Below are 20834 nucleotides of genomic sequence, written 5' to 3'. Positions count from 1 at the left end.
CTTTTTCAATATGCCTTTATAGGTAACAAGTATGAACCAGCAAGATAAAAAAATAAAAACAGTGGTTGTCGTTGGTGGAGGTATAGCGGGCTGGCTAACAGCCGGACGATTAGCGGCGCACCATAAAAGTAATACCCCGGATGGCCTTAATGTTGTGCTCGTTGAGTCTCCAAATGTACCAATTATAGGTGTTGGCGAAGGCACTTGGCCTACCATGCGCAGTACATTAATAGCACTCGGTATTAGCGAAACTGATTTTATACGCGAGTGTGAAGCAAGCTTTAAGCAAGGGGCAAAATTCGCCAAATGGGTGGATGGCTCCGATGATGATTTTTACTATCACCCATTAGTTTTGCCACAGGGCTTTTCAAAAACTGATATGGCTGGCCATTGGTTAAATAACACCGCTGAGTCAGCATCTTTTTCAAATGCAGTGTGTTACCAAGAAGCTATTTGTGAGCAAGGGCTTGCTCCTAAAACAATTCGCACCCCAGAATACGCAGCTATAGCCAATTATGCCTACCATTTAGACTCTGCAAAATTTGCCGTTTTTTTACAAAAGCATTGTACGCAGCAGCTTGGCGTTAAGCATATTATAGCCGATGTGACGCAGGTTAATAGTGCTAAAAATGGCGATATTGCAAGCGTTACCACAAAGCAACAAGGTGAAATTAGCGGTGATTTATTTGTTGATTGCACCGGCTTTTCTTCATTGTTATTAGGTGAGCATTATAAGGTTCCTTTTAAGCCGTGCGATGACGTGCTATTTATTGATACCGCCTTAGCAGTGCAAGTCCCTTATGATAATGAAGATGAGCGTATTGCATCTCACACAATTTCTACAGCGCAAGAAGCGGGTTGGATATGGGATATAGGATTACAGCACCGCCGTGGTGTAGGTTACGTGTATTCGAGTAAATACAGTAGCGAAGCTCAAGCACGAGAAAAGCTTAAAGCGTATGTGGGCGATAAAATAGAGTCGTTAACAGTTAGAAAAATCCCTATTAAAAGTGGCCATCGCTCACACTTTTGGCAAAATAACTGTGTTGCAGTTGGGCTTTCGGCTGGTTTTTTAGAGCCTCTAGAGGCTTCTGCATTGGTATTAGTAGAAATGTCAGCACAGATGATCAGCGAACAGCTCCCCCATACCCGAGATATTATGGATATTACCGCCAAACGCTTTAACGAGACGTTTACCTATAGGTGGGAAAAAATAATCGACTTTTTAAAACTGCATTATATTTTGTCAAACCGTGACGATAATGCATTTTGGCGCGACAACAGAGACCCAAAAACGATTCCTCAAAGCTTACAAGATCTAATGAAGTTGTGGCAATACCGTGCTCCTGCTGATCACGACTTTACAAGTAATAATGAGGTGTTTCCAGCGGCGAGTTATCAATATGTTTTATACGGTATGGGCTTTAAAAGTGATTACAGCACAACTGCCTATATGCTTAAAGACACTGTTTTCGCTAAAAGTCAGTTTGATAAAAATAAGAGCATGATAAACCAAGCAGTCACTAACTTACCCAGTAACCGAGAGCTGCTTAATAAAATCAAGCACCATGGTTTTAGTGCTATTTAGCTTAAAAATTTACGCATAAAAACAATAAAGAGACACGCATGGAAAATTTAGTCGCATTAGAGCAAAGTGCTCATCAGCATATAAAAATAGACACACAAAAAGCACAATCACACGCTAAAAACCTTAATATGATCCCCGTTGTTATGGCGGAGCTTAGCCAAATTGCCGTTCAGCAGCCTATAGTTTTTGCAAAAAACTCAGAAACAGGCGAGTTTACACTCAATGCTTTATTAGGCTTTGAGCAGCATGAGAACTTGTTTTATCAGCAATCACAGTGGCAGGGCGTATATTTACCGCTTCAGTTACAGCGTCAGCCATTTTTTGTTGGTGATACGCATGCGCAGCAAACGCAATACCCTGTGTGTATTAATTTGAATAGCCCTGCAGTAGTTGATAACTCTGCGCAAAGCGAAAATAATTTAGAACCAATTTATACCCAAAGCGCAGAAGAAAGTGGCTATTTTAAACAAATAAAGCAGTGTTTAGGGCATTTACTACAAGGCGAATTAGACAATAAAAAGTTAATCGCTGCGTTGTTAAAGTATGAACTACTACAGCCATTATCGCTTGAAGTAACGTTTGAAAATAACCAAAAAACAAAGTTAAACGGCCTATACACTATTAATCAAGACAAACTCGCACAACTTAATAGTGAGCAAATTACGATTTTACATCAAAGTGCTTTATTACCTGCCATTTATACAGTAATAACCTCACTTGGCCAGATATACCCATTAATAGAGCGTAAAAATGCGGTGCTTAATTTAGCCGATGATTGATTTTACACTTAACAAAAATATGGTGTTACAGATACACACTGTAGGGGAGGAAAAAACCCCAATTATTGTTATTGATAATTTTGTAAATAATGTAGATGCACTTATTAATTTTGCTGTGTTTTCTCAAAAAGCGAGGGAAACATTTTGCGCACAAGAAAGTGATTTTTACCCAGGAGTAAGAAAAGCAGCACCGCTTAATTATATAGAGCAGTTAAAAGCACTGGCTCCAATTATTAATTCACACTTTGATATGGCAGATAAAAGCGAGTTTGATGTAATACTTTCTGCCTTTTCAATTGCATGTACTGAGCCTGATGAACTCAGGCCAATACAGATGCTTCCCCATTTTGACACATCCAATATGAACCAACTCGCTATGGTGCATTTTTTATGTGATGAAACACATGGGGGTACTTCATTTTATAAACATAAAGCCCTAGGGTATGAACGCATAACAAAAGAGCGACTCATGCCTTATAGGCAAGCTATAAAGCAACAAGCCATGGCGCAAAAGCTTCATAAAAACCCACATTACATAAATGGCAGCACAGTTTTGTTTGAGCAAATTTCCAGTGTAGAGGCAAAGCTAAATCGAGTTCTTATATATCCAAGCAACTTATTGCATTCAGGTAATATAAATGCGGCTAACGGTTATGCCTGCGATCCAATTAATGGGCGTTTAACTATTAGTAGTTTTGTGGTCATGTGCTGACTATTAATGTGTTGTTTGCAGCGGCTAGACGCTAATTTATATGATTATAAATTGATTTTTATAAATGGTTTTTAGAATTCATATATCTTAAAGTTATAAAAGGTGATTTATTGCCACCTCTTTTATGAAATAAAACACTTTAAATTTACCTAAAATGTTAACAAAAGATGACAAAGATAAAATAATATTCTATTGTAAAATTGACTGTATATTTTTTGTTCTTCTTAGAGTGGGTGTAAAAATTAAGATCTACTAAGTTGTATGTTTTCGCAATAAATATACATTTGTAATCTACCTAGTTACTTTAATTAAAAGGGATAATTTATGAAAAACATTTTAGTTATTACATTAGCAGCAACAGTGCTTTTAGGCTGTTCAGCAACAAGCAATATTTCACTGAAAGAAAAAGACCAAGCATATGCAAAGTACTTGTCTGAAGAAAACTTAGCAGGTGAAGATAAAATCAATAGCTTTAGGTTTAAAGGTTGGAAACCACTTTCTGATAAATTCTTAATTATTTCAGCGGCACATAAAAAAGATTATTTGATTGAAACCCAGGGCACTTGCCATGACCTAAATGAATCTCATGGAATTGAGTTAAACCGATTTTCTAATTTTGTTATACATAAGGAAGGGGATTCAATTTCTACCATTGAACAACCTACAAAAAAATGTTTTATAAAATCGATTTACCCACTTACTGCTGGCCAAACAGAGCATTTAGAAAGCATAGGAAATCCTATCCAAAGTTGAATTTAATAACAATAATAGTTGACCTTTTAAGGTCAACTATTATTTAAGAAACGTTGAATAAACGCACTTTTAGTTCTAGATTTAAAATCAAAAGCGCATGCCAAGTTAATGTTACGCCTCGTAAATACCTAAATCATAAACTCTTCAAAGTACTCTTTTTGTAGCTCTATAGTCAGTGCTTTAGGGCGAATGCCTTGTACTAGGCTGTATACCTCTTCTTTTGTGTAACCTGCCGAATTTAAAATAAGTGCAGCCACCAACCCTGTGCGGCCAGTGCCGCCTTTACAATGTATGGCAATGGTTTGTTTTTGCTGTATGGCTTGTAGTATGTCTATTTTGTGGGTGTTCCAGCTTGATGTAAAAGGCTGCTTTGGGGCTTCGTCGTCATTTATAGGTAAATGAAACCAGGTTATATCATGCTTATTGCACTCAGTATTAATTGTTTGTACGTTGTTTTTTTCAAGTTCTTGTTGCGGCATAAGCGACAGCAGCATGTGAGTGCCAGCGGCTTTTAATGTAGCGATTGAATCCGCTAGGTTTTGCGTTTTTGTACCAGGGCAAGGCGTAAAAATAATATTTGCGCCGTTATTGAGTGATAAAACATCGTACGGATGCGCGCTCATGGTAAGTCCTTTATTTTTAATAAATTTACTTTTATATGCTCACTATAGCGCGTTTTAGTTACAAGTTTAAGATTGAATAATAAGCACAAATGCTAGATACTGTTTTTATATACAGGTGTGGCGATGTTATGAAAAAAGAATTACCAGCAAAATACTATTTAGCGCATTTTAGAGAACTTATTGAGTTTGTAACAAGTAAATGTATACATTTACTTGAGCCCAAGCACAGCCAATTTATTAGTAAAATTAACCAACTAGATGAGCAAAGCCAATGCATGTTGGCACGCGTGTATTCGCGCAAGCCTTATTTAGTGCAGGCGCAATCGCTCAATTATGAAGAAATAACCTCGCCGCATCAGGCTATTTATACCCTAAAAACAGCGGGTATTTTATATGAGCCAAACGCGCAGCATTACACGCTTCTTATAGCGCATTTAACTAAGCCCATGCTGGTGGAATTACTAAGTAATTACAGTGAGCAAGTAAGCTTTAAAAAAAGCGCAGCTAAAGGGGAGTTGGTCACTATTGCGTGCCAATTTTTTAGTGAGCGGGCAGATGATCTTGCCCCTTTATACAGCCAGTATGTCATTAATAATCGTGAAGATTATTACGAGTATTTTGAGTTTTTATTTGCAGGGCGCTTAAGTAGTGGCGATGTAAATCATCAAAACCGCTTTGTTATGCGAGATTTAGGGTTAACCGCTACCCGCGAAGGGCACAGCGAGAGCTTGTCGCGCTTTAATACATTGGCTGAGGCGCAATCTAATTATGTTTTAAATCTTTACCGTTTAGCGTTTAAAAACATAGGCAAAACGGGTGGTAATGCAAAAGCTGAAACCTTGGATAACATAACGCCTTACACCGAACTTGCGCATTTAGTATTAGTGCAACCGGCGCACGGTGCACAAGCGCACGATATTAAAAATAAACTGCTGGTTAGGCTGTATAAACAACTTAAAAATACCGATAGCGAATTTGCCTTTAGCTTACTTGAAGGCTGCACCGATTACGCCGAAGCCCAAGAAATTCAAATAAGAGAGCAATACCGCTTAGGTAATAAAGAATGGGTAAAAGCGCAGCTAGAACAAATTATAGAAAACCCGCTTACCGACGATTTACTGTACTTTGCTGACGACTTTTTAATGCGTAAGTTTAATAAACAAACGCGTTCGCGCTTAAGCACTATGCTAGCCGACACCCAATGTGTACTTGAAATTGACGAAATTTACCGAGGCGATGTAGAGCAAGGCGTAAATGAGCATTATACCGCAAAAGGGTTAACGGTTTTTAATACGGAAAACACCTTATGGCAAAGCTTATTTGGTTTAGTATTTTGGCACGAGTTGTTTATAGAGTCGCCTTACCCGCCGTGTAATGAATTTGATATTTACCCGCAAGTTTTGCAGCTTGGTAATTTTTATGAAGCACAAAGCACGCAAATTGACGCACGTTTAAAAAGCTGTAGTACTAATCAGGCGCTGCTCAATTTGGTATGTAAACATGCAGCGCAATACTTTGAGCAGCCCAACGGTTTATTTAGATGGCGCAGCAATTTATTAGAGCCACTAGAGGCGCTTATTTTAAACAGCCCGCTTGAAGCTTTAATTGCTCATTTAACGGCCATGAGCAAACAGTATTTGCAGCTAAAAGATGGCTACCCCGATTTAATGGTCATTAATAATGGCCAAGTACATTTTGAAGAGGTAAAAGCCCCGGGCGACAAGCTTAGGCGCAACCAACTTACCACTATTGATAATTTAAAAAATGTAGGCTTTACGGTACATATTGCCGCAGTTAAATGGTTTGTAGACCCTAACCGTGTTTACAGCATCGTTGATATAGAAACCACCGGCGGCTTAAAAGGGGGTAACCGCATTACCGAAATTGGCATAGTTAAAGTACAGCACGGTAAAGTAATAGATACCTGGACGACACTTGTTAACCCGCAGCGCCATATACCCGGCTTTATTACTAAGCTAACCGGCATAAGCGATAACATGGTTTATAACGCGCCTGTATTTGCCGAGATAGCACAGCCATTATTAGATAAACTCGCAGGCAGTATTTTTGTAGCTCATAATGTAAACTTTGATTACGGCTTTATAAAAAAAGAGTGCGAGGTTGCAGGGCACTTTTTTAAAATGCCAAAAATGTGCACCGTGGTTGAATCGCGCAGAGCGTTTAAAGGGCTAAAGTCGTATTCGCTTGGTAACCTTAGTGCGCATTTTAATTTAAATTTAACCAGTCATCACCGTGCATTGGCCGATGCAACTGCCACTGCTGAGCTTTTATTGCTGTTACAAAATAGTGAAACGCTAACGCAGTAGCGTATTATCTTTTTTTAAGTGTATGAAACTTAAATAATAAATAGTTTTATTATAAATTTTTAATTTATTGTGGAATAAAGTGTTTTTGTAAATCGTCTTCTTTATGTCAATCCGACAAACTAGAGGACTAAACAATGACTAAATTAAATAAAATTGTAAGCGTAATGATGTTAAGCGGTGTGTGTACTTTTACAGGTGCAGTGCACGCCGCTGATATTGAAATATCTCAGTCAACGTCGGCGCAGCAACAAACATCTACATCTATTGCGCTTTCACAAAACGGTTTAGCAGCCAGTGGTAGCAATAACACAAACGTATCTAACGATACACAAGTAACGGCTGATGACTCGCAAAGCACAGGTTCAACGGCAAATAACACACAAACTCCAGCGCAAGAAAGCAGCGAGGCCGCAGAGCCTGCAAATTCATTAGTTGCATCTGCAAGCGGATCTTTAAATAACGCATTAAATGCATCGGCATCGTCTTTAAATGCCACAGGCAATACCACAGTTAATACAGCGCTTGATGCAACATCGCAGTTAACCTCATCGGCAGGTAATTTAACGACGGCTCTGAGTCAGTCGTCATTACTTTCTGTTACGTCTGATCAAGGCGCTCAGCCTGATACAACCGATACACCAACAGATGCCTCTTTACTTTCAAATGTGAGTAGCACTACCGATTCAGTAACACAAGCTGATGCAACGAATGCGCTTAATGCGGGTGAGCTTACAAACCAGTTAGCAATTACTAATATGGCTGCAAACTCAGTGAGTTCCGCACTGCAAGTGGGTGATGCAATTAATACCAGTAATGAAGTAGTAAGCAGTGTTCAGCAATCTTTAATTGCCAGTGTGCAAGATAGTACGGTTAGCAGTTTACAAAGCACGGTACAGCAAAGTGTTAGTGGGCAGGTGAGTGCAGCGGTCACTGATCAAATTAGTAACGATGTAGCACTTAGCACCGCAAGTGAAGTAGTAACCAACATTACTAACGATTTAGACCTAGGCCTTTAATACGCCCTAAGTGTGTTTGCACAAATGCCGAATAGGGAAACCTATTCGGCCTGTTGGAGAATAAATATGAAAGCAGTTATAACCGCCACATTGTGTGTTTTTAGTGCCCAAGCGGTCCTTGCACAAACTAAACCCTTTAAAAGTAGTTTTGAGCTAAATGCCGATGCAGAAGTTGGGGTATTAAGTAACTCGGCGCTCTCTGTTCAGGAGCTTGACGATATTTCGTCGCAAAGCGACAGCGGCATAAAAACCGCAGCAGGTGTTAATGCAAAATGGCAATTAACAAAAAGCGCCAAATTAACCTCAAGCTATAAGTTTGAACAACAAGACTACGATGAGTTTGATCAATACGATTTAGACCTGCATCAATATGGTTTAGATGGTAGTTATAGCTTTAATAGCCATGAGGTAGGGGTTCGTTACGATGGTGCAAAAGCAAATGTAGATGGCGATACATTTTTACATTTTAATCAAGCCAGTGCTTATTATGGCCATTTTTTAAACCCGCATACGTATTTGCGTATGAGCATAAAAACCAAAGCTAAACGTTTTGCTACTGCAAAAGCACGTAATGCCGATGGTGTAGGTGCCGATGTAGCGCTTTATCATTTTATAAATAATGGCCAAACCATGCTAATGGCAGCGCTAAGTGCTGATAAAGAAAACGCCGACGACAACCAATATGACTTTAATGGCTACGGTTTTACTACTAAAGTTACGCACAAATTTACGGCCTTTAATGTGGCTAACAAAGTGGGGGCCGGCTGGCGTTATCAAAATAAAGATTACGATGAGCAAACAACGGATGATTTTTTTGAGCAAATACCATCGCGAGATGAGCACCGCAATGTAATTAATGCGTTTTATAACGTAGCTGTATTTGAGCACGTAACACTCATAGCCGAGGCTGAATATGGCGATTACCAATCAAAGCTTAGTAGTAATACCTATACGCAGTCGGTTTTATCTGCGTCAGTTAAAGTGCACTTTTAGGTGGGTAAATGGCGCCATAACCAAAGGTGGTGTCTTTGCCTTGCTCGCCTAAATCTTTGGCAAGCGATGTAAGTTCTTTAAGTGCTTTGGTTTTATTATTACCATGCTTTAACAATAAACAACTTAATGCCGCGCTTACATGCGGCGCCGCCATTGATGTACCCGACTCCCTTCCAAATTTTCCATTGCCTTGGCTTGTAACAACATTTACACCAAAGGCTGTAAAGTCTATGTAATCACCTTTATTTGACCATCTATAAATTTGGTTTTTTGAATCAATAGCACTTACCGCTATCACGCTTTTATACGCACCTGGGTATAACGGCTGCGACGCTGGCCCTTGGTTACCCGCAGCAGCTACAATTAATACGTTTTGTTTTATTGCAGCAGTAATACTTGCTTCTAAAACTGTGTTATTTGGCCCTGTTAGGCTCATATTTATTACGGGTATTTTATTACTAACTAACCAGTTAAGCGCCTCTACTATGGCAAATAAAGTAGCCCCTTGGGCATATTCAGATTGCCTATAAAACACCTCTGCACTGTAAAGCTTGGCACTGCTTAAAAGTGGGCTGAGTTTTGCTCCTTTACCCGTAATTAAGCCCGCTATGGCGGTGCCGTGTAAATTTGGCGAGCTTAACCCTTGTGGTAAAAAGCTTTGTGTGATGATATTTGCGCCTTTAAAAGCACTGTGTTTGGTATTAATGGCGCTATCGATCATGCCGATTTTTACGCTTTGTGTGCAGTAGGGCGCAATAGGCTTATTTTGCGTTACTTTAATGGTAGGCTCGCCTGTTTGCGCTTGGTAAATGTGGTTTCGGTCAAGTATTGCAGACTCATCTAAGTTAAGCGCTTTTAATAACTCACTTTTAGAATTAACACCTTGAGGGACGGTAAAGCGCACTAAGCTCATATTAAGTGCGTTGTAATTTTTTACCGATACAATCGTTATATTTTGCTGTTTTAGGGTATTAAGTTGTTGGCTATTTGCCATTAATAACCATTGGCGCTCTATTGCTCTAAAGCCGTTTTCTAGTTCTACTTCAACAAATGCGGTGTTTTGGCTATCTATATTGATGTTAAGCACATTAGGTAAATTGGTAATTGGCTCACTTATTTGCGCTTTTAGTTCATCAATCGATATTTGTGGAACAGGCACCGGAAGCTGCAGGCGTTGTGCACGCTCTATAGTTTGTTCAATACGCTGCTCTATTGGGTTTAGCTGCCCAAGCACCTGATCGACTTTTACTATATTGGCTGAGCTCGTTGCGCTAAATATGCAAAGCGAGGCGGCTATTATGTTTTTAACGCGGACTTTTTTCATGTTCATAGTGGGTTACTTATTTTTTATTACACTGTTAGTTAACGTTTAACACATAGAAATATTTCATTATTCAAATTATTTTGATTATTTGGGAATAAATTTTTTTTTGAATCGTCTTCTTTATAAAAGGGGTAAAAATCAATGAACGAAACATTAAAAACCTTATTGCCCATGCTTAGGCGTTTTGCCTATTCGCTAACGGGTAGTAAAGCAGATGCAGACGATGTAGTGCAAATAACAATTGAAAAACTATTAGTAAAAGGCATTCCGGATGACGTTGAGCCTGCTAAATGGGCTTTTAAAATTTGCCGCAATGTGTGGATAGACGAATACCGCTCACGCAAGGTAAGGCAAAATACGGCCCAGGCCGATGTTTTACCAGAGCCAATTACAAGCAATGAACATCAAACACTCGAAAACAAACAAATGCTTAAAAATGTAAATACAGCACTTGGGCAATTACCCGAAGAGCAACGCGCCATAGTATCGCTTGTGGCAGTGCAGGGCATGGCCTATAAAGAAGTAGCACATACGCTAGATATACCTATAGGCAGTGTAATGAGTAAATTATCGCGAGCACGCAGTACACTTTATAGCTTAATAAAACCCGACTTTAAAAAGGAGCAAATATGAACATTAACGACGAAACACTTAGCGCCTTTTTAGACTCAGAACTCAGCGAGCACGAAATGGAGCAAGTGCGTAAAGCCCTTGAAACCAATGATGAACTAGTAATGCGACTTGCAGAACTAAGCGAAGTAGACATGCTAGTAAAAGAGCACGCAACACGTATTGACGACGCACCCCTTAGTGACTCATTAGCTAAAACGGTTGCAAAGCTCGATACGCCAACGACTAAAAACACGTCAAATAGCAATGTAGTGGCGTTAACGCCTTGGCAAACGGTTAAGCAATCGGCTAATAAAAGCTTAGCAATAGCTGCAAGCATTGCCGTGGTATTTGGTATAGCAATGACTAGCTATTTACAGCCTCATAACGCGCAAAACTTATTCGTGGCTAGTAATACAGCCTCAGCGCTTAACACACAGCTTAGTAGTAGTGTGTTTGAGCAAAGTGATGGCTCAGTATTTAGCGCGCAGCTTAGTTTTAAAAATCAGCAAGGTGAGCTTTGTAGGCAGTATGTACTAAGTTCAAACAATACAACGCAAACAAGCATTGCTTGTAAAACACAAAGCGGTTGGCAAATTAAAGCGCAAACAGCCGCGCAGCAAAGTAATAATGGCGCGCAATATCAAACGGCGTCTAATAACAGTGAGTTAGATACTGTTATAGACAGCATGATCAGCGGCGCACCACTAGATAGAGCGCAAGAGCAGCAAGCAATTAGCGCAAAGTGGCAGTTAAACAAATAATAATGTGTATAAAACGAGGTGAATTATGAAAACATCTATTTTAATTATCAGCATTTTACTTATGGCGGGTTGTGCTTCTAAACCTGATTACCGCGCCGCGAATAATGGCTCACAAGGTTACAGCGAGCAAAAAATTAGCGACGATCAATACCGAGTAGAGTTTAAAAGTGTGTCAAATAATGTAGCCGATGCCGGTGATTATGCATTATTACGCGCAGCTGAGCTTACCCAAGCGCAAGGCTACGACTGGTTTGTTGTAACTAACAAAGAAACCTTTGTTGAGTCTAAATCGCAAGCCTCCACGTCATCTATTAGTGCATCACAAAGCCAGCAATATGAGCGAAGCTGCGGTTTATTAACCTGCGAAACACGCGCACGCCCAACAAGTAGTGTAGGCGTACAGGTAAGCAACCATGATAAACGCAAAGAAGTGCACACCCTTATTGATATTAAAATGGGCAAAGGTATAAAGCCAAACGAGAACAGCTTTAGCGCCCAAGACTTAATTGAAAACTTAAGCAAAAAAGCACAAAAGTAAGCGCTTTGTAAAAGCACTTAGCGTGTTTTAGCTAAGTGCTTTTTTCGTGGTAAAAATCCAGTAACCAGCATAGTGCCCACAATGACAAATAATGCGCCTAGTAACGTATTTGGCCCAATTTGCTCATCTAAAATTAAATGCCCCCAAAAAATGCCAAATAGAGGAATTAAAAACGTGACCGTTAAAGCAGAGGTTGGGCCAATATCGTCAATAAGTTTAAAAAATAGAATATAAGCAAGCGCTGTACACACTACGCCAAGGGCTAAAACGCCGAGCATAACGTGGGTGGTTGGCACTTCACGCATTGGCATAAATAAAATAAGGGGTAGTACCATAAAACTCGCTGCCCACATTGAGCCGTGTGCGTTATCGAACGGTGCAAGCTTTGGCGCATTTTTAGTGTAATGGGATGCAATGGCATAACAAAGCGAAGCGCTTAATGCTGCTACTATGGCGATTATTGATTGGCTATTTAATACAAAATGATTTTGCCCAACTAAAATTGCCACGCCTATTAAACCCAGTAGCAAACCTAAAACCATGCTTTTTGTGGATTTGGTTTTACTCCAAATAATACCCACCACCGCGCCCCAAATGGGGGTTGTAGAATTTAAAATAGATAACGTAGATGCGCTAATAGTTTGCGCAGCGTACGCAAATAATAAAAAGGGAAGGGCAGAATTAAGCGCACCAATGATAAAAAAGTGCTTGGTGTGTTCAGTAAACGCCAAGCGGCGTTTTAAGTACAGTGCAACTATAAATAGTGTAACTGCGGCAAAGCCAACTCTAAACTCAATTAATACTGCAGGCCCTAAGCTGTTAGCCGCCATTCGCATAAATAAAAATGACGCGCCCCAAATTGAAGCCAGAAAAAATAATCTAAGTAAACTTGCTAAGCTCATGATAATATTTTAGTTATACGATTAGGGGTATAGAATAACAGGCTTTGCAAAGAGTGTAAGCCAGATCCGGTACTCGCATATTAAAAATAATAAAGGACGAATTATGGTTAGACATCTGTCAGTTGCGGCAGTTTTGGCACTGAGTTTATTAAGTGGGTGTGGGTCAACCCCAGTTAATTTATACAGCGACAATACAATGAAGAAAAAAGAATACAATGGGATTAAAGCGTATAAAAAAGGGCTATACGAGCAAGCTTTTTATGATTTAAAGGAGCCTGCATCGCTCGGTTATAAAAGTGCGCAGTACACGCTAGCATTCATGTTCTTAAAAGGCCAATATTTAGAGCAATCAACCAAGCTTGGTATGGGCTGGTTAGGTGTAGCTGCAGAAGCTGGCGTTGAAAATTGGTCACAACAATATGATACTTTTTATGCTGCTGCAACAATAGAAGAGAAACAGCAAATAGATGCAACTGTTGCATTGTACATTGAGCGATTTGGTGTTGAGGCTCAAAAAATGACGTGCCGTAGGTCAACAACAGCTAGGCGTACATTTGGCGAAATTAAAATTGATTGCAGTAAACGTGACGCTGCTGTCACTGTGTATGAAGTAGACACAATTGAGTGAAGCTAGTTGTTAACTAGCTTCTTTTCAAAGTCACTTTTTACTATATCGAGCGCTTTTAATACTTCTTCGGGCTCTACATCGTGCTGCTCTAATATCATAATTAAATCAACAGCAAGTTTAATATGCGTTGGGGCTTCCTCAAGAGGCTTGGTCATTTAAATTTTTCTTTTTAGATATTTGACTAATAGCCACATCAATAGCTGTTTGCACACGTTCTTCCATATGTATGCGCTCAGCTTGTGGTAAATAAAACGCCATATCAACGTCGTAACGAATGTAGCGAGGTGGAAGTTGGTTTAATACAGTACAGCAAAAGTCAGCCATAACGTCGTCATCATATTTTTCGTCGAGTTTTCGTTTTATGATTTCTTCAACAACAATCTTTTCGTAATAGTTATGTATATCGTCGTGTAATCGCATGTTCCTACCGCTTTGTTATGTTCCATTTAGATAAGTCTATACTAAGGATTGTTATAAATCGATAGCCGCTTTAAATAGTTGTTTGTGGACGTTGATTAAGCTGTCTAAATTACGCTGATAACCGCCGCCTAAAGCACACATAAGCGGAATGTTATGTTGCTTACAAAAATTAAGTACAAAGTAATCTCGTTCATAAACGCCTGTTATAGATACATTTAATAAACCTAACTCGTCCTTCGTATAAATATCTGCCCCCGCGTTGTATAAAATAATGTCTGGTTGATGAATGCTTACACACAGCGCGAGCGCGTGTTGTAATGTGTCGAGATACTCATCGTCGCCAGATTTAGCGGGTAGAGAAAAGTCGTAATCAGATTGCTGTTTTAAACGGGGAAAATTTTGCTCGCAATGAATTGAGCAAGTAATAATGTTTTTATGGCTTTGCTGGTTAATAATGTGTGCTGTTCCATCGCCTTGGTGCACATCGCAATCAAAAATTAGCACCGTTTTGGCTTTATGGGTGTTTAATAGGTGCGCGGCTGCTATGGCTAAATCGTTAAATATACAAAAGCCACTGCCGTAGTCACCATAGGCATGATGGTAACCACCACTTAAATTACAGGTTAGTCCGCTTTTTAAAGCCTCTTCTGCTGCTTGAATACTTCCACCGACAGACAGTAATGTACGCTCAACTAGTTGAGCCGAATAAGGGAAACCCATCTTTTTAATCGCTTTATCAGATAAGTTACCGGTTAAAAAATTATTTATATATTGCGTACTGTGGCATAAGGCCAATTGCGAGAGGCTTGCCTTGGTGGGCTGCATGAATGCGGTTGGCAAAAAGCCTAAGTGCTCTATTTCGGTTTTAAGTCGCTGATATTTTTGAATTGGAAAGCGGTGCTTTTCGGGTAAAGGTAAATTTGAATAAAGAGGGTGGTAATATAACTGCATGAAAAAGCCCTAACGGAGTTGTTGTTTTTCCACTTGTTGTATTTTGTCTTCGGTTGCTGAAATGGCTTTTCGGCATCGACCCAAGCGTGCATGAGTACTTAAAATTTCAAGGTTAAGCTTTTGGGCTTTTGCTGGCGATGCTTTTTCCATTTGCATTTTTCGCTCTTCTATCATCAGCATTAAGCGGCGTTCAAATTCATGGTTTTGTTTTAACTCATCGTAAAGCTCGTGGGAAGACTGCATCACTTTTTTTACAGCTTGCTTATAAACAGCTTGTTTTGGGCGAGGTTTAAACCGACTTTTATTTTCTTTTTCCCAAATTGGCATTGATTTAATAACATTGAACACGGCCTGAACCTGCGATGAAATACGCTCTAACGCATAGGTGTATGCATGGCGGTGTTCGCTTGGTGGTAAGCTTGCTACTTCTTCTTCTATTTCGTTAACGTAATCAACTAAGCTCATACTTTTAGTTTGAAATACAGCGCGGTCAAATAGGCTAGGCTGTGCTTGCATATAGCGATTTTTAGCAAATAATTTAGCTCTATCAAATTGCTCAGCTTGTTGCTTAAGCGAAGTCACTTGTTGTCGTAGCTTGTCTAATGCATTTACTTGCATGTTAAAAGTAAGCCTCATAAATGAGTTTTAATGCTAAAAGTATAACCATGGTATTAAAAACAGGGCGTATGAATTTACTACCAAATCTAATTGCCGAGTGGGCACCAAACCATGCACCTAACATAATAAAAAAGCCCATTGTAATACCCAATAAAAAGTTTACGTGCCCTAAAGCAACAAAGGTAATGAGCGAGATAAAGTTAGATACAAAGTTCATAGAACGGGCCAAACCACAGTTTAGAAGCAAGTTCATTTTATATAGCATGCCGTTAGACGCGGTCCAAAATGTGCCAGTACCTGGGCCGGCTAACCCATCAAAAAAACCAAGAGCTAAGCCTTGCAGCCACTGCTTTACTTTCATGGCTTTGTTGAGCTTTGGCAGTTGGTCACCTTGTGTAGTGCTTAAATTACCAAATAGACTATAACAGGCAACAACAATAATAATAATTGGCAATAGCTTATTTAAAAATTCGATACTTAAATAATCAACAATAACCGTACCAAGTAGCGCACCAATTGCGGTTGCTATAATTGATGCCAACCAAAATTTGGGGCTAAAAAGGTTTTTTTTATAATAGGTAAAGCTTGCTGTTAACGAGCCAAAGCTTGCTGCTAGCTTATTAGTACCTAATGTTAGGTGCGGTGGTAAACCAGCCGTAAGTAATGCGGGCACGGTTAACATGCCTCCGCCACCGGCAATTGCATCTATAAAGCCTGCTGCCAATGCAACAGCACATAAAATTGCCCAAGTTGTCGGATCGAGTGCGAGTTCAAACATTAATAGTCTATTTGTCTTTTAAATGGTGGTAGGGTGTCGAGCATGGCTTTACCGTAGCGTTTAGTTACTAAACGCCTATCAAGAATAGTAATACAGCCTTCGTCACTCTCTTTTCGCAGCAGTCTACCACAGCTTTGTACCAATTTCTTAGCAGCATCCGGGACCGTGATTGTTAAAAACGGATTACCGCCTTTGCTTTGTACAAATTCTGCTTGCGCTTCTTCTATTGGAGAGGTAGGTACAGCAAAAGGAATTTTAGTGATAATTAAGTTTTCTAAATATTTTCCTGGTAAATCAAGACCTTCCGAAAGGCTTTGCGTACCAAATAAAATACTTCCCTTACCTGCATCTATATTTTGGCTGTGTTTTTTAAGCAAGGCTTCTCGCGACATCTCACCTTGTACTAATAAGTTAAAACCTTTTGTTCTAAGAAACTTTGCTACATGGTCCATTTGCCAGTACGAGGCAAACAAGACTAAGTTTGCCTTTTTAGTGCTTAGATGCTCTGGCAGGGTGGTTGCTAAGTGATCGCTAAAGTCTTTATCGGTAGGTTCAATTTTAGACACAGGAATGCGTAATGTTGCCTGTTTTGGGTAATCAAAGGGCGAGGGAACCTTTATAAATTTAACGCCTTCCTCTTTAGCTAAACCGCTTTCGTAAGCAAAATGGTCAAACGAACCAAGGGCACTTAATGTGGCAGAACATAAAACAGCGCCGGCGCACTCGTTCCAAAGTTTGTCTTTTAGGTAGTAGCCAACTTCAATAGGGCAATCGCTTAAAAGGTGGTCGTGATGGCTTTTATACTCCAGGCGTTTTATCCAACGAGCATGGGGGATGCCTTCTCCTTTATTAGCATAACTAAACCACAACTTATTGAGTTGCTCTAAACGGTTAATATAGTGACCACTTTCAGCAAGAATTGGATCGGCAACGTATGGTTTTATGTCGCCGTCGCTCACATCTTGCGAAAGGGTGTCGTGCATTTTGTTTAAGCAACGCAGTGCATCTTGTGTTGCTTCGCTTATATCTTTTGCTTTACTGTGTAACGACTTGGGTATTTCACCATGTTCAAAACGGTATGTGTCGTCTTTTGAATATTCAAAGTCAGCGTTATCTAGAATATCTCTCACTACTTTTAGGTCTTTATTTGCATCGTTTATACTGTCACACAGTTTAAAGTTTTGACCTATGGCTCTTTGTCCTACTAGCACTTTTGCCATTTTACCACTGAATTTTGTAAGCTTATCTAGCCACTCTATTGTGCCTTTAATGGTGGCTGCGGCTGATGAAAAATCGCGTGTTATATGGGCTAAATGGTGTGCTTCGTCTATTACATAAATAGTGTTGTCGGGCTCGGGTAAAATTTTACCACCGCCTAAGTCTAAATCAGCTAAAAGCAAAGAGTGATTAATAACCAGCACGTCCATTTGCATGAGTTGCTGGCGGGCTAGTTGAAATGGGCAGGTTAAATGCGCTTTCATTTGGCGCTGACATGCATGCTTGTCGCAAGCAATTAAATTCCAAACTCTGTCGGGAATAGTATCTGCCCAGCTATCTCTATCGCCTTGCCATTTTTTATTGACGTAAGCATCGTATAGCCCTTGGAGGCATTTGCTCTCCATATCACTTAATGGAGAGGTCAGTGTTGGCATAAAATCCATTTGAGTTTGGCTATCGCCATTCACTGCATTGTGGAGTTTATGTGCGCAAATATACCGGTGGCGTCCTTTGACTAAATCAAATTTAAAGTCGAGCCCAGAGTGTGTTTTAAAAAAAGGCAGCTCCTTTGCAATTAATTGCTCTTGCAGTGCCACGGTAGCGGTTGAAATAACCAGCTTCTTTTTTTGCGCCAATGCTAAAGGCAAAGCCCCTAAACAATATGCAAGTGATTTACCGGTACCAGTGCCAGCTTCAATGACACAAATGCGCTGTTTTTTGTGATACTCGCCAGCCAATGTTTTTGCGATTTCTGCAACAAGATAATTTTGACTGCTGCGCGGCCTATAATCATTCAGGTTTTTAGCCACATGCTGGTGCACTTGCCTAATAGTTTTTTTTAGAGAGTCAGAAAGCATGGAATGATTTGCCTAAAGTATGTATATAATTACAGTGTGTATATTAAGTGGGATCGTGCATTGACACAAGCAATCTATCAGGGCTTTATTTTATCAAGGCAACAATACTCGTCTAAAAATGGTCAGGGGATCACACTGTGCTACTGGCTGGTATCTGATCATGGTCCAATCAAGGTTGTTATTGAAAATCAGCAAGCAGTGTTTTTTATTCCACAAGAACAGCAGCAATATGCCCAGCAGCTATTAGACAACGCAAACATTATTGTTGATTTTAAATCAATTGAAATGTGTCACTTTAGTGGTGCTGCTTGTGTTGCTTGTTATTTTAATAATACCAGCAGTATTTATAAGGCTCGAACATTATTCGAAAACACTATAACCGTTTACGAAGGTGACATTCGCCACAGCGATCGCTTTTTAATGGAACGCTTTATTAAAGGGGGTGTTTGGGTTACTGGAGATGTTAGTCAAAAAAAAGGTTTTTTGCTTATACAAAATGCCAAGTTAAAAGCAAATACAGATTACACACCCAAACTTAAATCGCTGTCATTAGACATTGAATGCGATGGGGAAGGGGTGTTGTTTTCAATTGGACTTGTTGGTAATGACCTTGATTGCGTTTTAATGATTGGCGAGCCATGCAATCATAGTGAACAAATCAACATTGATTGGTGTTTAGATGAACTTGAGTTACTTACAAAGTTACATACCTATTTAAACAGCAATGATCCCGACGTCATTATTGGGTGGAATGTCATAGAGTTTGATTTTACCGTACTTAACACTCGTGCCGAAGCGCTTGGAATCCCACTTAAATTGGGCAGAGATAACCAATCAATCAATATCAATACGGGGCATTATACTCGCCTTACGTTACCAGGGCGGTGTGTTATTGATGGAATTGATACCTTAAAAAATGCGACTTACCACTTTGATAATTATTCTTTAAGTAATATTGCCGAAAAAGTATTAGGTCAAGCTAAATTAATACAATCAGACAATCGGTTAGGCGAAATTATCCGTCAATTTAATGAAGATAAACTGACTTTAGCTGCTTATAACCGTCAAGATTGTATTTTAGTTAATCGTATTTTCACTAAATTAAACTTATATGAATTTGCTATTGTTCGCACACAGCTAACAGGCCTTGAGCTTGAGCGGATGGGCGGCTCTGTAGCTGCTTTTACTAATTTGTATTTACCCTTGTTGCACCGCAGTGGTTATGTAGCCCCTAATTTAGGCGACCACGGTTTGTCTTTTGATAGCCCAGGTGGTTACGTGATGGATTCATTGCCTGGGCTTTATAAAAATATTCTGGTTTTAGATTTCAAAAGTTTATATCCCTCTATTATGCGCACTTTTTGTATTGATCCTCTGGGGTTAATAAAAGGTTTAAATGCGCCAAATGATGCAATACAAGGCTTTAATGATGCAATGTTTTCTCGCACTGAGCACCATTTACCAAAACTAGTAGAGTACCTAACTAAAACCCGGCAAAGCGCAAAAGACACCAACCAACCGATGTTATCGCAAGCAATAAAAATAATTATGAATAGCTTATATGGTGTGCTTGGGTCGAAGGGGTGTCGATTTTATGATCCTAGATTATCAAGCTCTATTACATTGCGTGGCCATGAAATTATGCAAACTACGCGTAAATGGATGGAAGAGCTTGGGTACAGCGTTATTTATGGTGATACGGATTCTATTTTTGTAAAAGTGGACGACAATTTAACTGCAATGTGTTGCCATAAAATTGGTAATGAATTAATGGCTCATATTAACCATAAATGGGATCAATATATAGCAACGCATTTTAATTTAAAAAGCTATTTAGAGATTGAATTCGAAACCCACTACAGCCCCTTTTTTATGCCTACTATTCGGGATAAAAAAACGGGTTCTAAAAAGCGTTACGTCGGTAAAACAACAATAGATGGTGAATCTAAAATAGTTTTCAAAGGAATGGAAACTGTTAGAAGCGACTGGACGGAATTTGCCCAAGAGTTACAAAAAGAGCTGTTTGAAGCCTTATTTGATTCACACTTTGAAATTGCTCAACTTGACGAAATAGTAAAAGATTATACCAAACGATTGTATAGCGGAGAGTTTGATCAAAAGCTTGTTTACAAAAAGCGCCTTGGTCGACATTTAAACGATTACGAAAAAAATATCCCCCCTCATGTACAAGCTGTAAAAAAGTACAAGGCAGAGCATCCTGACTTTGAAGTTAGACGCGGGCAAATTATAGAGTACGTTTATGCAATTAAAAGCGCGGAGATAAGTACAGGAAAAAATACACTCAATTACCCATTATATCAACAGAGACAGCTGGTTCCGATATCGGCAGCAATATTTGATGCTTTAGCAATAGATGATAAAAATAACAATCAGGGGCAACTTTTGCTGCCTGATTTTTGAGCTTTTTGCTCAATA

General features: G+C 39.4%; 21 protein-coding genes. 12 read left to right on the top strand and 9 right to left on the bottom strand.

Annotated elements, in window-relative coordinates:
- Positions 1–31 precede the first annotated feature (31 nt).
- The 4 genes from AC27I2_RS11765 (at position 32) to AC27I2_RS11750 (ending at position 3832) form a co-directional block, all read left to right on the top strand.
- Complete coding sequence (locus AC27I2_RS11765; protein WP_138527993.1) at positions 32–1588, top strand: tryptophan halogenase family protein; 1557 nt, start codon at positions 32–34, stop codon at positions 1586–1588.
- Positions 1589–1626: 38 nt separating this feature from the next.
- Positions 1627–2367: a SapC family protein gene (locus tag AC27I2_RS11760; RefSeq protein WP_219422547.1), complete on the top strand. Its 741-nt coding sequence runs from the start codon at positions 1627–1629 to the stop codon at positions 2365–2367.
- Positions 2360–3079 carry a DUF6445 family protein gene (locus AC27I2_RS11755; RefSeq protein WP_219422548.1) on the top strand — a complete coding sequence of 240 codons (720 nt, stop codon included), beginning with the start codon at positions 2360–2362 and terminating at the stop codon, positions 3077–3079. The genes AC27I2_RS11760 and AC27I2_RS11755 overlap by 8 nt, the downstream gene beginning before the upstream one ends.
- 324 nt (positions 3080–3403) lie before the next feature.
- The gene (locus AC27I2_RS11750; protein WP_010557150.1) at positions 3404–3832 is read left to right on the top strand and encodes a DUF6491 family protein; all 429 of its coding nucleotides are present in this window, start codon (positions 3404–3406) and stop codon (positions 3830–3832) included.
- Positions 3833–3960: 128 nt separating this feature from the next.
- On the opposite strand, the gene AC27I2_RS11745 is transcribed toward AC27I2_RS11750, so the two are convergent.
- Positions 3961–4455: a phosphatase domain-containing protein gene (locus AC27I2_RS11745; protein WP_219422549.1), complete on the bottom strand. Its 495-nt coding sequence runs from the start codon at positions 4453–4455 to the stop codon at positions 3961–3963.
- Positions 4456–4544: 89 nt separating this feature from the next.
- Here AC27I2_RS11745 and AC27I2_RS11740 point away from each other — a divergent pair, with 89 nt between their 5' ends.
- From AC27I2_RS11740 to AC27I2_RS11730, 3 genes are all read left to right on the top strand, one after another.
- Positions 4545–6782, top strand: coding sequence for an exonuclease domain-containing protein (locus AC27I2_RS11740; protein ID WP_487204389.1), 2238 nt, complete (start codon positions 4545–4547; stop codon positions 6780–6782).
- 134 nt (positions 6783–6916) lie between these two features.
- The gene (locus tag AC27I2_RS11735; protein WP_219422551.1) at positions 6917–7798 is read left to right on the top strand and encodes a RodZ family helix-turn-helix domain-containing protein; all 882 of its coding nucleotides are present in this window, start codon (positions 6917–6919) and stop codon (positions 7796–7798) included.
- A 66-nt stretch (positions 7799–7864) separates the two neighbouring features.
- The gene (locus tag AC27I2_RS11730; RefSeq protein ID WP_219422552.1) at positions 7865–8791 is read left to right on the top strand and encodes a hypothetical protein; all 927 of its coding nucleotides are present in this window, start codon (positions 7865–7867) and stop codon (positions 8789–8791) included.
- Here AC27I2_RS11730 and AC27I2_RS11725 read toward each other — a convergent pair.
- Positions 8775–10121 carry a S8 family serine peptidase gene (locus tag AC27I2_RS11725; protein WP_487204388.1) on the bottom strand — a complete coding sequence of 449 codons (1347 nt, stop codon included), beginning with the start codon at positions 10119–10121 and terminating at the stop codon, positions 8775–8777. The genes AC27I2_RS11730 and AC27I2_RS11725 overlap by 17 nt on opposite strands.
- A gap of 135 nt (positions 10122–10256) precedes the next feature.
- Between AC27I2_RS11725 and AC27I2_RS11720 the strand changes: the two genes are divergently transcribed.
- From AC27I2_RS11720 to AC27I2_RS11710, 3 genes are read left to right on the top strand one after another with little or no spacing between them, the layout of a single operon-like run.
- A complete protein-coding gene (locus AC27I2_RS11720; RefSeq protein ID WP_138528010.1) occupies positions 10257–10748 on the top strand; it encodes an RNA polymerase sigma factor in 492 nt (163 codons plus the stop codon).
- Entirely contained in the window at positions 10745–11488 is a 744-nt protein-coding gene (locus AC27I2_RS11715) for an anti-sigma factor family protein (protein WP_058405670.1), read from the top strand. Before AC27I2_RS11720 ends, AC27I2_RS11715 begins: the two co-directional genes overlap by 4 nt.
- Before the next feature lie 25 nt (positions 11489–11513).
- On the top strand, positions 11514–12026 hold the full coding sequence (locus AC27I2_RS11710; RefSeq protein ID WP_058405669.1) for a CC0125/CC1285 family lipoprotein: 513 nt from the start codon (positions 11514–11516) through the stop codon (positions 12024–12026).
- Between the two features lie 17 nt (positions 12027–12043).
- Here the strand turns inward: AC27I2_RS11710 and AC27I2_RS11705 are convergent, their stop codons facing one another.
- The gene (locus AC27I2_RS11705) at positions 12044–12928 is read right to left on the bottom strand and encodes a DMT family transporter (RefSeq protein WP_219422554.1); all 885 of its coding nucleotides are present in this window, start codon (positions 12926–12928) and stop codon (positions 12044–12046) included.
- 103 nt (positions 12929–13031) lie between these two features.
- Between AC27I2_RS11705 and AC27I2_RS11700 the strand changes: the two genes are divergently transcribed.
- Entirely contained in the window at positions 13032–13556 is a 525-nt protein-coding gene (locus AC27I2_RS11700) for an SEL1-like repeat protein (protein WP_138528014.1), read from the top strand.
- Positions 13557–13558: 2 nt separating this feature from the next.
- Here the strand turns inward: AC27I2_RS11700 and AC27I2_RS11695 are convergent, their stop codons facing one another.
- From AC27I2_RS11695 to dinG, 6 genes are read right to left on the bottom strand one after another with little or no spacing between them, the layout of a single operon-like run.
- Positions 13559–13711, bottom strand: a complete 153-nt coding sequence (locus AC27I2_RS11695; protein WP_082653639.1) for a YbaM family protein — start codon at positions 13709–13711, stop codon at positions 13559–13561.
- A complete protein-coding gene (locus AC27I2_RS11690; protein WP_058405666.1) occupies positions 13695–13976 on the bottom strand; it encodes a late competence development ComFB family protein in 282 nt (93 codons plus the stop codon). The genes AC27I2_RS11695 and AC27I2_RS11690 overlap by 17 nt, the downstream gene beginning before the upstream one ends.
- Before the next feature lie 51 nt (positions 13977–14027).
- Positions 14028–14927 (bottom strand): histone deacetylase family protein, encoded by a 900-nt coding sequence (locus tag AC27I2_RS11685; protein WP_487204387.1) that lies wholly within the window; start codon positions 14925–14927, stop codon positions 14028–14030.
- Between the two features lie 9 nt (positions 14928–14936).
- The gene (locus AC27I2_RS11680; protein ID WP_487204386.1) at positions 14937–15545 is read right to left on the bottom strand and encodes a primosomal replication protein; all 609 of its coding nucleotides are present in this window, start codon (positions 15543–15545) and stop codon (positions 14937–14939) included.
- 1 nt (position 15546) lies between these two features.
- Positions 15547–16323: a TSUP family transporter gene (locus AC27I2_RS11675; RefSeq protein ID WP_487204385.1), complete on the bottom strand. Its 777-nt coding sequence runs from the start codon at positions 16321–16323 to the stop codon at positions 15547–15549.
- A complete protein-coding gene (gene dinG / locus AC27I2_RS11670; protein WP_487204384.1) occupies positions 16323–18398 on the bottom strand; it encodes an ATP-dependent DNA helicase DinG in 2076 nt (691 codons plus the stop codon). The genes AC27I2_RS11675 and dinG overlap by 1 nt, the downstream gene beginning before the upstream one ends.
- A 60-nt stretch (positions 18399–18458) precedes the next feature.
- Between dinG and AC27I2_RS11665 the strand changes: the two genes are divergently transcribed.
- Positions 18459–20819, top strand: coding sequence for a DNA polymerase II (locus AC27I2_RS11665; RefSeq protein WP_138528020.1), 2361 nt, complete (start codon positions 18459–18461; stop codon positions 20817–20819).
- Positions 20820–20834 lie beyond the last annotated feature (15 nt).

The sequence above is a fragment of the Pseudoalteromonas sp. NH0006-46 genome (genome assembly GCF_057547735.1).
Note: the sequence above shows the minus strand (reverse complement) of the source record. Positions and strands in the feature narration are given on the sequence as shown.